Source organism: Thioclava electrotropha (assembly GCF_002085925.2).
Classification (GTDB): domain Bacteria; phylum Pseudomonadota; class Alphaproteobacteria; order Rhodobacterales; family Rhodobacteraceae; genus Thioclava; species Thioclava electrotropha.
In genome coordinates, this window is the sequence record NZ_CP053562.1 from 1258271 (window position 1) to 1272388 (window position 14118).

At 65.6% G+C, this 14118-nt stretch carries 9 protein-coding genes; 5 read left to right on the plus strand and 4 right to left on the minus strand.

Annotated features, from left to right (window positions below):
* The first annotated feature begins 104 nt into the window (after nt 1–104).
* Together AKL02_RS06245 and AKL02_RS06250 are read left to right on the plus strand one after the other, a co-directional pair.
* Nucleotides 105–1577 carry a LysM peptidoglycan-binding domain-containing protein gene (locus AKL02_RS06245; protein ID WP_165756908.1) on the plus strand — a complete coding sequence of 491 codons (1473 nt, stop codon included), beginning with the start codon at nt 105–107 and terminating at the stop codon, nt 1575–1577.
* A 137-nt stretch (nt 1578–1714) separates the two neighbouring features.
* Entirely contained in the window at nt 1715–3562 is a 1848-nt protein-coding gene (locus tag AKL02_RS06250; protein ID WP_083074767.1) for an ABCB family ABC transporter ATP-binding protein/permease, read from the plus strand.
* 173 nt (nt 3563–3735) lie between these two features.
* Here the strand turns inward: AKL02_RS06250 and AKL02_RS06255 are convergent, their stop codons facing one another.
* The gene (locus tag AKL02_RS06255; RefSeq protein ID WP_083074770.1) at nt 3736–7290 is read right to left on the minus strand and encodes an efflux RND transporter permease subunit; all 3555 of its coding nucleotides are present in this window, start codon (nt 7288–7290) and stop codon (nt 3736–3738) included.
* Nucleotides 7287–8456: an efflux RND transporter periplasmic adaptor subunit gene (locus tag AKL02_RS06260; protein WP_083074773.1), complete on the minus strand. Its 1170-nt coding sequence runs from the start codon at nt 8454–8456 to the stop codon at nt 7287–7289. Before AKL02_RS06260 ends, AKL02_RS06255 begins: the two co-directional genes overlap by 4 nt.
* Before the next feature lie 197 nt (nt 8457–8653).
* Between AKL02_RS06260 and AKL02_RS06265 the strand changes: the two genes are divergently transcribed.
* From AKL02_RS06265 to der, 3 genes are all read left to right on the plus strand, one after another.
* Complete coding sequence (locus AKL02_RS06265) at nt 8654–9331, plus strand: tetratricopeptide repeat protein (RefSeq protein ID WP_083074776.1); 678 nt, start codon at nt 8654–8656, stop codon at nt 9329–9331.
* A 73-nt stretch (nt 9332–9404) separates the two neighbouring features.
* Complete coding sequence (locus tag AKL02_RS06270; RefSeq protein ID WP_083074779.1) at nt 9405–10727, plus strand: BamB-related PQQ repeat family beta-propellar protein; 1323 nt, start codon at nt 9405–9407, stop codon at nt 10725–10727.
* A gap of 49 nt (nt 10728–10776) precedes the next feature.
* Complete coding sequence (gene der, locus AKL02_RS06275) at nt 10777–12291, plus strand: ribosome biogenesis GTPase Der (RefSeq protein ID WP_083074782.1); 1515 nt, start codon at nt 10777–10779, stop codon at nt 12289–12291.
* Nucleotides 12292–12373: 82 nt separating this feature from the next.
* Here der and AKL02_RS06280 read toward each other — a convergent pair whose 3' ends face one another.
* Both AKL02_RS06280 and serS read right to left on the minus strand, forming a co-directional pair.
* A complete protein-coding gene (locus tag AKL02_RS06280; protein WP_158522071.1) occupies nt 12374–12547 on the minus strand; it encodes a hypothetical protein in 174 nt (57 codons plus the stop codon).
* A gap of 123 nt (nt 12548–12670) precedes the next feature.
* Nucleotides 12671–13960: a serine--tRNA ligase gene (gene serS, locus AKL02_RS06285; protein WP_083074785.1), complete on the minus strand. Its 1290-nt coding sequence runs from the start codon at nt 13958–13960 to the stop codon at nt 12671–12673.
* Between the last annotated feature and the right edge of the window lie 158 nt (nt 13961–14118).

Sequence of the window (14118 nt, forward strand, 5' to 3'; positions counted from 1 at the left end):
GGGTTGCTAAGTTCCCTCAAGGGACCGGGTGACCTAGCCGCACATAAGAACAGGCGGCAGGCCCCGAGGGATGACGTGAAGGCGGGACTTAAATGAATGAAAACGTGACGGATCAACCAGTCGAGAGCACCGGGCTCGGGGCGGTGAAAGGCGGGGCGGTGGCACTGCTCCTCGTGGTCTTGGGGCTGGTGCTTTGGGGCGTGCTGCGCCCGGTGGAACGCGAAGGGGCGCAACCGTCGGGGACAGATACGACCGCCGCGACCGGTTCCGCAGGGGCGCCGCAAACGGCCCAGCAGGGGGATGGGGGCACGACCTTCGGCACCGCCGCGCCGCAAAAGCAAGGCGTGGAAACCGTGGCTCAGGAAGCGGAAGAGGCGGCGAGTGCCGTGGCTCCGCTGGCAGAAGAGCCTACCGATAAGCTGGTTGAAACGACTGGTGAGACTGGTGCGGAGACATCCGCGACGGCGACCGCCACCGGGTCGGACGCTGGGGCTGCCATCGGGGCTGACGGTGCCACCGTGAAGGCGGCGCCGGACGGCAAGCCGCTCGCCCAGGTGCAATTCGATGCGCTGCGCGCCGCGCCCGACGGATCGGTGACGCTCGCCGGGCGGGCCGAACCGGGTGCCAAGCTCGATATTCTGGTCGATGGGAAAGTCGTGGCGAGCACGCTGGCCGATGGCGGCGGCAGCTTCGCCTCGCTCTTCGATCTGCCGCCCTCCGATGGCCCGCGCGCGCTCTCGCTGCGGGTGACCGGCGCGGATGGCACCACGCGTGACAGTGCCGAGACGCTCGTGCTGCGCGGCCAGCCGAAACAGGAGCGCCTTGCTTCGGCAGGGGAGAGCGCGACCTCCGGAACGGCTGCGGATGGTGCGACAGATGGTAGCGGCGGGGCGACGGCTTCGGCGACCGATGGTGCGGCGATGACCGGCACTGATGCGGGCGCGTCCGCCGCAACCGCGAGCGACGCGGCCCCCTCCACACCCACGCCGCCGGCAGCCCCGCTCATCGCGGATGCCGATGGCGCGCGGCTGCTTGCTCCGAAAAGCGACGATCTGGTGATCGACACGATCTCCTTCGGCTCGGGCGAGGTTGCGCGCAGTGAAGGGCGCGGCGCGCCCGAGGGCACGACGCTGTCGGCCTATCTCGACGACACGCTCGTCGCCGAGGCGCAGCCGGGTGCGGATGGGCGCTGGTCGCTCAGCCTGCCTGGCTTGGGCACGGGCGAGCATAAGCTGCGGATCGATGCGCAGGATGCGTCCGGCAAGGTGGTCGCACGGGCCGAGACCGGCTTCGACCAGCCCGACGAGATCCTCGTGGCGAGCGCCGCCGATCCGACCGGTGCGCAGGCGGCTTCGGTGCGCGCGACCGGTGAGGTCGGCGACGCGGTGAAGGTGGTGCAGATCGTGAAGGGCAATACGCTCTGGGCGATCGCGCGCGAGGTCTATGGCGACGGGTTCCTCTATGTGCGGGTCTTCGACGCCAATCGCGACCAGATCCGCGACCCCGACCTGATCTATCCGGGGCAGGTCTTCAATATTCCCGCCCCCGATGCCCAGCCCGCCGAGGCTGCGCAGTAGCGCACAGACAGCTTGCATGGCTGGACTCCTGCGCGCCGCCGAGTAGGTTGCGCGCAGGTTTGACCGGTGAGGGGCGCTGCCCCGCTCCCTGATGGGAGCCCCCGGGATATTTTCGCCAAGAGGAAGAGGAGGGCGCGATGCCTCCGGCACAGATCACGACCAAGGACAAGATGAATGCCGAGGAACGCGCCCGCGGCTGGCGCACGATCCGCGCGGTGCTGCCCTATCTCTGGGCGCATGAAGCCCCGTGGGTGAAGCGCCGCGTCGTCTTCGCGATGGTGATGCTGGTGATCGCCAAGATCATCTCGGTCTCGACGCCTTTCGTCTATCGCGAGGCGGTCAACGCGCTCTCGGGCGAGGGGACCTCGGCGGCCTGGGCGCTGGGCATGGGGGCGGTGGCGATCACCGTGGCTTACGGCGTCGCGCGCCTGATGACCGTGGCCTTCGGCGAACTGCGCGACGCGATCTTCGTGAAGGTGGCGCAACGCGCGCTGCGTCATCTGGCGCTGCAGACCTTCACTCATATGCATCAGTTGAGCCTGCGCTATCACATCACCCGCAAGACCGGCGGCCTCAGCCGGATCATCGAACGCGGGGTGAAAGGCGTCGAGTTCCTGCTGCGCTTCATGCTGTTCTCGGTCGGCCCGCTGATCGTCGAGCTGACGCTGGTGGCGATCATCTTCGCGGTGGTCTTCGACTGGCGCTACGCGGCGGTCGTGCTGGTCACCATCGCGGCCTATATCAAGTTCACCTTCAAGGTCACCGAATGGCGCGTGAATATCCGGCGCGAGATGAACAAGGCCGATACGGCGGCGAACCAGAAGGCGATCGACAGCCTGCTGAACTTCGAGACGGTGAAATATTTCGGCGCGGCCAAACGCGAGGCCGAACGTTACGACGACTCGATGAAGGGCTACGAGGCGATGGCGGTGAAGACCGGCCAGTCGCTCGCGGCGCTCAATGCGGGCCAGACGCTGATCATCACGATCGGGCTTGTGACGGTGATGGTCATGGCCGCGATGCAGGTGCAGGCGGGCACGCTGACGGTCGGCGATTTCGTCATGGTGCAGGCCTACATGATCCAGATCACCATGCCGCTGGGCTTCCTCGGCACAGTATATCGCGAGATCCGGCAGGCGCTGGTCGATATGGGCGAAATGTTCGATTTGTTGCAGCAACCGGCCGAAATTCAGGACAAAGAGGATGCAGACGTTCTGAAAGTGAAAGGCGGGCATATCAGCTTCGACCATGTCGAATTCGCCTATGACCCGACGCGGCCGATCCTGAAGGGGATTTCCTTCGACGTGCCCGCTGGCCAGACCGTGGCGCTGGTCGGGCCCTCGGGCTCGGGCAAGTCGACGATCGGGCGCCTGCTGTTCCGTTTCTACGAGGTGACCGGCGGCGCGATCCGCATCGACGATCAGGACCTGCGCGACGTGACGCAGGAGAGCCTGCAGCAGTCGATCGGCGTGGTGCCGCAGGATACGGTGCTCTTCAACGACACGATCCGCTACAATATCGCCTATGGGCGCGCCGATGCCACGGACGAGGAGATCGTCGCGGCCGCGAAGGCAGCACGCATCCATGACTTCGTGCTCAGCCTGCCCGAAGGCTATGACACGGCCGTGGGCGAGCGGGGGCTGAAGCTCTCGGGCGGCGAGAAGCAGCGGGTGGGCATCGCGCGCACGATCCTGAAGAACCCGCCAATCCTGTTGCTCGATGAGGCGACCTCGGCGCTGGATACGCAGACCGAACGCGATATCCAGATGAGCCTGAAGGCGATGGGCGAGGGGCGGTCCGTGATCACCATCGCGCACCGTCTGTCGACCATCGCGGATGCCGATCAGATTCTCGTGCTCGACAAGGGCGAGATCATCGAGCGCGGGCGCCACGAGGAGTTGCTGGCACAGCGCGGGCGCTATGCCTCGATGTGGGCGCGGCAATCGGCGGAAGAGGAAGACGAGGCGGAGCAAGGGGCGGCGTAACGCGTGAAGGGCGGCGCCCGACCCTTGGGTGGGCGCCGCCCATCCCTGCGAGGCTTGGCGCTTTATCTCGAAAGCCCGCAGGTCGGTTGTGCCTGCGCCGAAATCGCCATTGCGCCCTCCCGGGGGGAGGGTCGGGCGCGGCCCGGGCTAGCCGCCCGGGCATTTTCGCAGCTTCACTCCGCCGCGTCGGGCCGTGTCACCAGATGCGGCTTCACGCCGCCTTCGGGTTCGCCATCCTCCCAGATGATCTCGCGCCCTCGCATTTTGCGCATCGCACGTTCCAGCGCGAGGTCGCGCGCGGCCCGGCTGTCGATGCCCTGCATAAGTGCCGAAAGCGCCTTGGTCCCGCGATAGGCGCCGGTGTTGAACCAGACCCGGATCGCCAGCAGCGCGGGCGTGAGAACCAGCGTCAGCACGGTCGCGGTGCCAAGGCCGAACACCACTGCGGTCGCCAGTTGCTTCCACCAGAGCGCCGTCGGGCTGTCGATCGAATAGCCGCCATTGAAGAAGTCGAGCGACAGGCCGAACATCATCGGCGCGAGCCCCGCCATCGTGGTGATCGTGGTCAGCAGCACGGGCCGCAGACGGGCCTCGGCGGTGCGGATGATCGCCTCGAGCTCGGGCATGTAGCGCGAGAATTCCTGATAGGTGTCGATCAGGATGATGTTGTTGTTCACCACGATCCCGGCCAGCGCGACGATGCCCACGCCGGTCATGATGATCGAGAATTGCTGGCCCATCACCAGCATCCCGATCAGCACGCCTGCCGTGGACAGCACAACCGCCAGCAGCACCAGCACCGAATTGTAGAAGCTGTTGAACTGCGCGAGCAGGATCACGAACATCAGCGCCAGCGCACCGCCGAAGGCAGTCATCAGGAAATCCTGGCTCTCGTTCTGCTCGACCAGATCGCCGGACCATTCGTAGCTGACGCCCGGCGGCAGGGTGGCCTCAGTATCGAGCCACTCTCCCAGTGCCGCGATCCGCTCGTTGCCGGTGATCGGCTGGCCGTCGTCATTGGTGAGGCCCTCTTCGACCCCGGCCTTGATGTCGTAATAGCGGGTCTGGTCGATCCGGTCGATCTGGCCCAGCTTGGGGGCGGGCGTGCGGGTGATGAAATTCGCGAGCGGCACCAGCCCCTCGGAGGTGCGCAGCTTGAGCGTGTCGAGGGTCGAGAGAACCCGGTCTTCCTCGGGCAGGCGCACGCGAATTTCGATCTCCTCGTCAGACGAGGGCACGCGCATCGTGTCCAGCAGGATGCCGCGCGTCACCAGCTGCACCATGCCGCCCACCGTCGCCACATCCGCGCCGAAACGGCCCGCGCGGGTCACGTCCACGTCGATCACCCAGTCGATGCCGGGCAGGGGGCGGGTATCCTCGATCGCGGTGACGCCCTTCATATCCGCCATATGCGCCTCTACCTGCCGCACGGCCTTGTCGAGCGCTACGAAATCGTCGCCTTCGAGCCGCAGCTGGATCGGCTTGCCGGAGGACGGTCCGCGATCCTGAGCGAGATATTCGGACTGGATGCCGGGGATCGTGGCGATCTTCGCCATGATCTTCTCCATCACCACATCGCCATCGAGCGCCGGATCGTCCTTGCGCTCGGCCCAGGGGATCATCTCGACCTGAATCTGACCGATCGTGTCGCGCGGCGCGCTGGCCCCGCCATTGTTCTGGTTCAGCCCGCCTTCGCCCGCGAAGGAGAAGACCGCGCCCACGCCGGGCGTGCCGATCACCATGTTTTCGGCTTCCTGCAGCAGCGCGTCCTTCTCGGTCAGCGAGAGGTTGCCGCGGCCCCGGATATAGACGATCGCCTGCTCCACCTCGCTATCGGTGAAGAACTGGGTGCCGTTATTGTTCTTGCCGTAATAGCCGAAGGTCATGACGACGCTGGTCACGATCACCGCGACCACGATCAGCGGCATGATCGGATTGCCCGCGATGGCGGCGGTGAAATAGCCGAAGGGGCGGCGGCGATAGCCCGCCTCGATGGGCTTCGGTTTGCCTTGGGGCTTAGCCGCCGTGAAGGTGATCGAGCTGAGCAGCGTCGCGATCACGAACAGGATCACGCCGGGCAGCGAGGCCAGAAGATTGCCCGAGGCGGTATGCGTGCCCGAGAAGAAGGCCGGGTTGAGCGTCAGCAGCGCGCCGAGGAAGACGAGTCCGGCCGAAGCTACGGCAAGCAGCAGGCGCAGCCCGTACGGCCAGCCCTTGATGACCCGCGCGCCCATGTCGAGACGACGGCTCATCCGGCCCGCGACGCCGCCCACGACCGGCAGGTAGATCAGCGCCACGACCAGCGAGGCCGAGAGCACGAAAATGATCGTGACCGGCAGCATTCCCATGAATTCGCCCGGCACGCCCGGCCAGAACAGCATCGGCAGGAAGGCGCAGAGCGTCGTCGCCGTGGACGACACCACCGGCCAGAACATGCGCTTGGCGGCTTCGGTGTAGGCGGCCATCGGGCCGGAGCCCTCCGAGATCCGCTTGTCGGCATATTCCACCACGACGATCGCGCCATCGACCAGCATCCCCACCGCGAGGATCAGGCCGAACATCACGATATTCGAGATCGGCACGCCCATTGCGCCCAGCAGCAGGAAGGTCAGCAAAAACGACGTCGGGATTGCGAAGCCCACCAGCAGCGCCGAGCGCGTGCCCAGCGTCGCCAGCACCACGATCATCACCAGCGCGATCGCGGTCAGCACCGAGCCTTCGAGTTGGCTGACCATCGCGCCCACGGTTTTGGATTGATCGAGCGAGATGCCCACATCGACCGCGCGTTGCAGCGGCTCGGGCCATTTGCTCTCGGTCTCGGCCACCGTCTTGCGCAGCAGGTCCACCGTGTCGATGACGTTGTAGCCTTTGCGCTTGACGATCTGCAGCGCCACCGTCGGCTCGCCGTTGAAGCGCGCAGTGCCGGTGCGGTCCTCGAAAGTCAGGCGGATATCGGCCAGATCGCCCAGCGTCACGACGCTCTCGCCGTTCTTCTTCACCGGCAGCGCATAGACATCCTGCGCGGTCTCGAAGGTCGCGGGGATCTTAACCGAGAACGCGCCGCCATCGGTCTCGACTTCGCCTGCCGCGATCAGCTGGTTGTTGGCCTGCACGACATTGATCAGCTCGGGCGCTGTGACGTTATACGCCTCCAGCTTCAGAGGATCGATCACCACTTCCAGCATCTCGTCGCGCTGGCCTGCGATCTGGGCTTCCAGCACCGGCTCCAGCCCCTCGACCTCGTCTTGCAATTCGCGGGCGAGCTTTTGCAGCGTGCGCTCGGGCGCGTTGCCCGACAGCGTCACCACGACGATCGGAAACTCGGAGAAGTTGATTTCGTTGATCGAATATTTCTCGGCCCCGTCGGGGAACTTGCCCTCGGCAGTGTTCATCGCATCGCGCACATCGGCGATGATTTTCGTCTTGTCCCAGCCGAAGTCGAATTCGAGCATCAGCCCCGCGTAATTCTCCTTCGCGATGCCGGTCATCTTGTCGAGCCCGTCGAGCCCGCCCAGTTCGGTCTCCATCGGCTTGACCAGCAGCTTCTCGGAATCGGTGGCCGAGATGCCGGGGAAGGGGACCGAGATGAACAGCATCGGAATCTCGATATCCGGCTCGCCTTCCTTGGGCAGGCTCAGATAGGCGGTGAGCCCCGCGAGGATCGAGATCGCCACGAAGGCGATCACCATCCGTGCGCGTGCTGCGGCCCAATCGACGATGCCGGTCATTGCGCGGCCCCGTCGGTGGCGTCGCCATCGGTTTGCGGGGCGGGCGTCATGGGGGCAGGCGTGTCTTGGGCCGCATCGCCCGGCGCGTGATCGACGAGGGTCACGGCCACGGGCGAGCCCTCGGTGACGTAGTCCTGTCCGACCACGATCACCGTCACGCTCTCCGGCAGGCCCGCCAGCCAGACACCCTCTGGCGTGTCACGCAGGAAGTCGACCGGGGAGAAACGGGCCACGCCGTCTACCGCGAGCCGCACGCCCAGCTTGCCCTGATCATTCAGCGTCATCGCGGAGGCGGGCAGGAAATGCGCCTTGGTCCCATCGGCGGCGACGATCATCTCGACCGTCTGCCCTTCGCGGATCGAATGGTCGCCATTGGGCGCTTCGGCCTCGATCCGGAAAGTGCGCGTGGCGGCATCCGCCGATTGCGAGACGAAGGTGACCTTGCCCATCACCTCGCGCCCGGTCGCGAGGCGTGCGCCGACCATCGCGCCGGTCTTGACCCGGTCGATCTCGGTCTCAGGGACGTATCCCACCAGTTTGATCGGATCGAGCTGGATCACGGTGGCGCAAAGCCCGCCCGCCGACAGAAGCGCGCCGAGTTCGGCGGTGTCTTCCTCGATCATCCCGGCAAAGGGCGCGGTGATCTCAAGCCGCGCCAGTTCTGTCTGCGCGGCCCCGACGGCGGCGCTGGCCGCTTCGAGCGCCGATTGCGCGGAGGCGGTGGAGGTTTCCGAACGGTAACCGCCCTCTTTCAGCTTCTCGGCAGCGGTGGCGTTGAGCCGCGCCTCGGCCAGCCGGGCCTGCGCTTCGGCCAGCGCTGCGGGCCGCGTGCCAGGATCGAGCTTGCACAGCAGTTGATCCTTTTCGACCTGCGCGCCCTTGCCGAGCGGCTCGGAAATCACCTTGCCCGTCGTCTCGGAGCGCACCTCAACGCGTCGCGCGGCCTCGGTTTGCCCGCGCGTGAGAACGCCCTGATCGAGCGGCTGCGCGGTCGAGACCATCGCCTGCACCGGCACGGCGGGGGTGCCGGTCTCCTCGACCTGCTGCGCTTGCTCGGCAGGCGTCGCGGCATCGCCGAGATAGCCCATCAGGCGGTCGCGCTCGAACACCAGAAGGTAGAGCGCGACAAGAACGAGGATCGCGTTAAGGATCGGGACCGGACGCATCGGCGGGCTCCTGTATGTGGGCACGGCGTCTCGCCAAAATGGGGACTGAACCGCAGCGTTCAACTTACCGAGAGCGGCGCGTGATCTCAAGGCTTGCATTCCTCAGGGACCGGCATGAACAGCGCAGTCCGTGCGGCCCTTGGCAGCGCCGGGGGAGCCGTGTAAGAGGGGCGCCAAAGCTACGAGGAGACCCGCGCGTGAGTGATACCGACAGTTTCATCGACGAAGTCACCGATGCCGTGCGTCAGGACAAGCTCTGGGCGGCGTTCAAGAAATGGGGCTGGATCGGCGCGGTTATCATCCTCGCGATCGTCGGCGGCACCGCTTGGAATGCGTGGCAGAAGGAAAAGACCGAGGCCGATGCGCGCGCCTTTGGCGATCAGGTGATGGCGGCCGTAAACGGTGACGCCACCAGCGCCGATCTCGCCAAGGTCACGCCCGACGGTCCCGGCCGCACCGCGGTTCTCAAGATCATGCAGGGCGACGCCGCGATCGAGGCGGGCAAGCCCGACGAGGCGATCAAATTCTTCGACGCAGTCAGCGCCGAGCAGGGCCTGCCGCTTTCGATCAGCGATCTCGCGAAGCTCAAGGCGGTGATCGCGGCGGGCGACAAGATGGATGCGGCCAAGCGCGACGCGACGCTGCAGGAGCTGGCTACCCCCGGCGCGCCCTACCGCCTTCTGGCGATGGAGCAGCAGGCGGCCGCAGCCGTCGCATCGGGCGACAGGGACGGTGCGATCTCGATCGCCCAGCAGATTCTTCAGGACGCCGGCCTCACGCCGGGCTTGCAACAACGCGCGACAGAGTTGATTGTGGCGCTGGGTGGCGAAGTGCCGACCCAGCCGGGGCAGACCGCTCCGGCACCGCAAGAGTAAAGGGTTGAACCGGCGCGCCTTTATCGGGCGTGCGGGCACTGCAAGAGAGCCGAGACAGGCAGGGGGAACGGGCGTGAAGCTGAGCAAGACGATCTGCGTGCTGAGTGTGGCGGCTTTCGTGGCAGGCTGTACCAAGGAGACGATCCTTCCCGGCGAGCGTCTCTCGCCCCGCGACGCGCTGCGCGCGGAAGAGGGGCTGCCGCTGGCCGATGCGCCCGCCCAGCAGTCGCTGCCGATCTCGCTGCCGCGTCAGGTGAGCAATGCCGAATGGCCGCAGCGGGCTGGCTCGGCCACGCATAGTCTGTTCAACGCGGCGCTCGGCAATGGCACGACGCCGGTCTGGTCCGCCGATATCGGTTCGGGCAATGCGCGTCGCTACCGCATCACCGCCGATCCGATCGTGGGTGGCGGCAAGGTCTATACGCTCGACAGTCAGGCCCGTGTCACCGCGACCGCGACGAATGGCGGGCGCGTCTGGCAGACCGACATCACGCCTCCGGGCGATCGTCAGGGCGATGCTTCGGGCGGCGGCGTGGCCTATGCCAACGGCACGGTCTACGTGACCTCCGATTTCGCCGAGCTCGTCGCGATCGACGCAGCCACCGGCGGCATCAGGTGGCGGCAATATTTCGACGCAGGCATCGGCGGTGCGCCGACCGTGAAGAACGGCGTGGTCTATGTGGTCGCGCGCGATTCCTCGGCCTGGGCGATCCGCGCCAGCGACGGCAAGGAAATCTGGCAGGTGCCGGGTGCGCCGTCGGCTTCGGGCATGACCGGCGTCTCCTCGCCTGCCGTCACCGACCGCATGGTGATCTTCCCGTTCTCCTCTGGCTTCCTGAGCGGCGTCCTGCCGCAAAGCGGGATGCAGATGTGGAACTCCAAAGTGCCGGGCGCACGTCCGGGTGTGGGCTATGCCAATATCGTCGATCTGACCGGCGATCCTGTCGTCGTGGGCGATACCGTCTACGCGGGCTCCTCGGCGGGCAAGCTGGCAGCCTTCGACGTGAATTCCGGCGAGCGGATCTGGACCGCGACCGAAGGGGCCAACAGCCCCGTTCAGGTTGCGGGCGGCTCGATCTTCCTCGTTTCCGATCAGGGCAAGATCGTGCGTCTCGATGCCAAGACCGGCGATCAGATCTGGTCCAAGGATCTGCCCTATTACACCAAGGATAAGCCGAAGCGGCAGCGCGACATCGTCGCAAGCTACGGCCCGGTTCTCGCTGGCAACAAGCTGTTCGTCGCGTCTTCCGACGGCGTGCTGCGCGTCTTCAGCCCGATCGACGGCAGCCTGATCGGGCAAGCGAAGATCCCGGGCGGGGCTGCGACCGATCCGGTCGTGGCGGGGCGCACCCTCTACGTCGTCGGCGGCGATGGGAAACTGCACGCTTTTCAGTGAGCCCTTTAGGGTGTAAGGGGGCCGCTTACGACCGCCCAAGGAGGGCATCATGAGCTTTACCCTGGCCATCGTAGGCCGCCCGAATGTCGGAAAATCGACGCTGTTCAACCGGCTTGTCGGCAAGCGACTCGCGCTTGTCGATAACATGCCCGGCGTCACGCGCGACCTGCGCGAGGGCGATGCGCGTCTGGGCGATCTGCGTTTCATCGTGATCGACTCGGCCGGTCTGGAACTGGCCGAAGACGACAGCCTTCAGGGCCGGATGCGCCGCCTGACCGAGCGCGCCGTGGAAGAGGCCGATATCTGCCTCTTCATGATCGACGCGCGCGTGGGCGTGACGCCCGCCGACGAGATTTTCGCCGATATCCTGCGCAAGAAGAACGCCAACGTCATCCTCGCGGCCAACAAGGCCGAAGGGGCGGCAGGCGATGCGGGCGCGATAGAGGCGTGGAGCCTTGGTCTGGGCGAGCCGCTGCGGATCTCGGCCGAGCATGGCGAAGGTCTCGACGATCTCTACACCGCGCTGGTGCCGCTGGCCGACGAATTCGCCGAACGTAATGCCGCGAACGCCCCAGTCACCGATATCGTGATCGAGGACGAGCTCGAGGAAGGCGATATCCCCGCCTACCAGCCGCCCTCCGCCACGAAGCCGCTGCAGCTTGCCGTGATCGGGCGCCCGAATGCGGGCAAGTCGACGCTGATCAACAAGATCCTCAACGAAGACCGCCTGCTGACCGGCCCCGAGGCCGGGATTACCCGCGACGCGATCTCGGTCACCGCAGATTTCATGGGCACGCCGATGCGGATCTGGGACACGGCGGGGATGCGCAAGAAGGCGCGGGTCACCGACAAGGTCGAGAAGCTGAGCGTGGCCGATGGCCTGCGCGCGGTGCGCTTCGCCGAAGTGGTCGTGGTGCTGCTCGACGTGAATATTCCCTTTGAAACCCAAGACTTGCGGATCGCCGATTTCGCCGAGACCGAGGGGCGCGCGGTTGTGGTTGCCGCGAATAAATGGGATCTCGAAGAAGACAAACCTGAGAAGCTGAAGGAACTGCGCGAGGCGTTCGAGCGCCTGCTGCCGCAGCTGAAAGGTGCGCCGCTGGTGACCGTCTCGGCCAAGACGGGCAAGGGGCTCGACCGGCTGCACAATGCGATCCTGAAGGCCCATGAGGTCTGGAACCGCCGCGTGCCGACCGCGAAGCTGAACAACTGGCTGACCGCGATGACCGAGGCGCACCCGCCGCCGGCTCCCGGAGGCCGTCGGATCAAGCTGCGCTACATCACGCAGGCGAAGACCCGTCCGCCGGGCTTCGTGGTGAAATCGACCCATACCGACAAGATCCCCGAAAGCTACGAGCGCTATCTGGTCAACGGTCTGCGCGAGAGCTTCGACATGCCGGGCACGCCGATCCGCCTCTACATGCGCGATCAGGGCAAGACGAACCCCTATAAGGATCGCAAGAAGTCGATCCCGTCGCGCCTGAAAAAGCACGTCGATGCGAAGAAGCGCTCGGCCCACAAGGAATCGGCGCGGAAAGCGCGCGAGGCGAAAAAGGGCGAGTAAGCCTTTAATCCTGAAAGAAAACGCCCGCCGGAAGATGTCGATCTTCGGCGGGCGTTTTTCGTTTCGGCGAGGCCGACGCGCTTTACAGAAAGCCCAGCCGATCGAGGGCCGCTTGGGCGCGTGCGCGCTCTTCGGTCGAGTCCGAAAGCACGCTCGCATTGATCTCCGCCATCAGTTTCGACAGCGTCTTTTCCCGGCGCATCGCGATGATCTGCGCGGGAATCTGATCCTCGCCGATCTCGAGAATGCGCCTCATCAAGACGCTATCCCGCTTGTGCGTGACTGTTACGGACATGTGCAGCTCTCCCGGCGACTCACTTCGAACACGGAAACGTTAACAACGTTCCCGGCCGGAGTCTTGCGTCGCCGGGTCGCAGTGTCAGGTCAGCTTGCCGTCGACCAGCCGGGTCTTGCCGCCCAGATAGGGGTGCAGGCAGGCGGGCAGGGTGACTGAGCCGTCCTCTTCCTGACCGTTCTCCAGCACCGCGATCAGGCAGCGACCGACCGCGAGGCCCGAGCCGTTGAGCGTCGCGATGAATTCGGGCTTGCCGCCGCCTTCGGGCTTGTAGCGCCCGTTCATCCGTCGCGCCTGGAAGGTGCCGCAGGTGGAGACCGAGGAAATCTCGCGATAGGTGTTCTGACCCGGCAGCCAGACCTCGAGATCGTAGGTCTTCTGCGCGCCGAACCCCATGTCGCCGGTGCAGAGCACGATACGACGATAGGGCAGCTCCAGCGCCTCCAGCACAGCCTCGGCGCATTTCGTCATGCGCTCATGCTCGTCGATCGCGGTCTCGGGCGTGCAGAGCGTCACCATCTCGACCTTCTCGAACTGGTGCTGACGCAGCATCCCCGACGTGTCCTTGCCTGCGGACCCGGCTTCCGAGCGGAAACAGTTGGTGTGGGCGCACATGCGCTGGGGCAGGGCGGCAGCGTCCATCACTTCGCCATTGGCGTAGTTGGTCAGCGTCACCTCGGCGGTGGGGATCAGCCACCAGCCATTCGTCGTCTGATAGCTGTCCTCAGCGAATTTCGGCAGTTGCCCGGTGCCCATCATCGCCTCGTCGCGCACCAGCACGGGGGTGATGTTCTCGGACAGATCGTGCTTGTCGACATGCAGGTCGAGCATGAATTGCGCGAGCGCCCGGTGGACGCGGGCGACCCCGCCCTTGAGCACCACAAAACGCGAGCCCGACAGCTTCGCCGCCGTCTCGAAATCCATCTCGCCACCCACCGCGGACAGCTCGAAATGCTCTTTCGGATCAAAGGCGAATTCGCGCGGCGTGCCCCAGCGGCTCACTTCGACATTCTCGTCCTCATCTGCACCATCGGGCACATCGGCCAGCGGCAGGTTCGGGATCGTCATCAGCAGATCGCGCAGCTTGCCGTCGAGCTCGCCCGCCTCGGTCTGCATCTGCGCGACTTCGGCTTTCTTCTCGGTCACCAGTGCGCGCAGGCGCTCGAATTCGGCCTCGTCGCCCTTCGCTTTCGCGGCGCCGACTTGCTTCGACGCGGCGTTCTGATCGGCTTTCGCGGTCTCGGCGGCGTGGATCGCCGTGCGGCGCGCCTCGTCCATCGCGAGAATCTCGGGCGAGAGCGGCGAGAGCCCCCGCCGCGCCAGCTGCGCGTCGAATTCTTCGGGGTTTTCGCGGATTGCGCGGATATCGTGCATCTCACCATCTCCAAGACTGTTGCGGGAAAGGCTTTAGCGCATGAAAGTGAAAGCGAAAACCCCCGGCGATGCGGCCATGACACAGGTCAATGAATTCGGGCCTCTGGAGTGGTTGTATTCTGTTGGGTGAATACATATTCAATAAGCGGAATATAAAT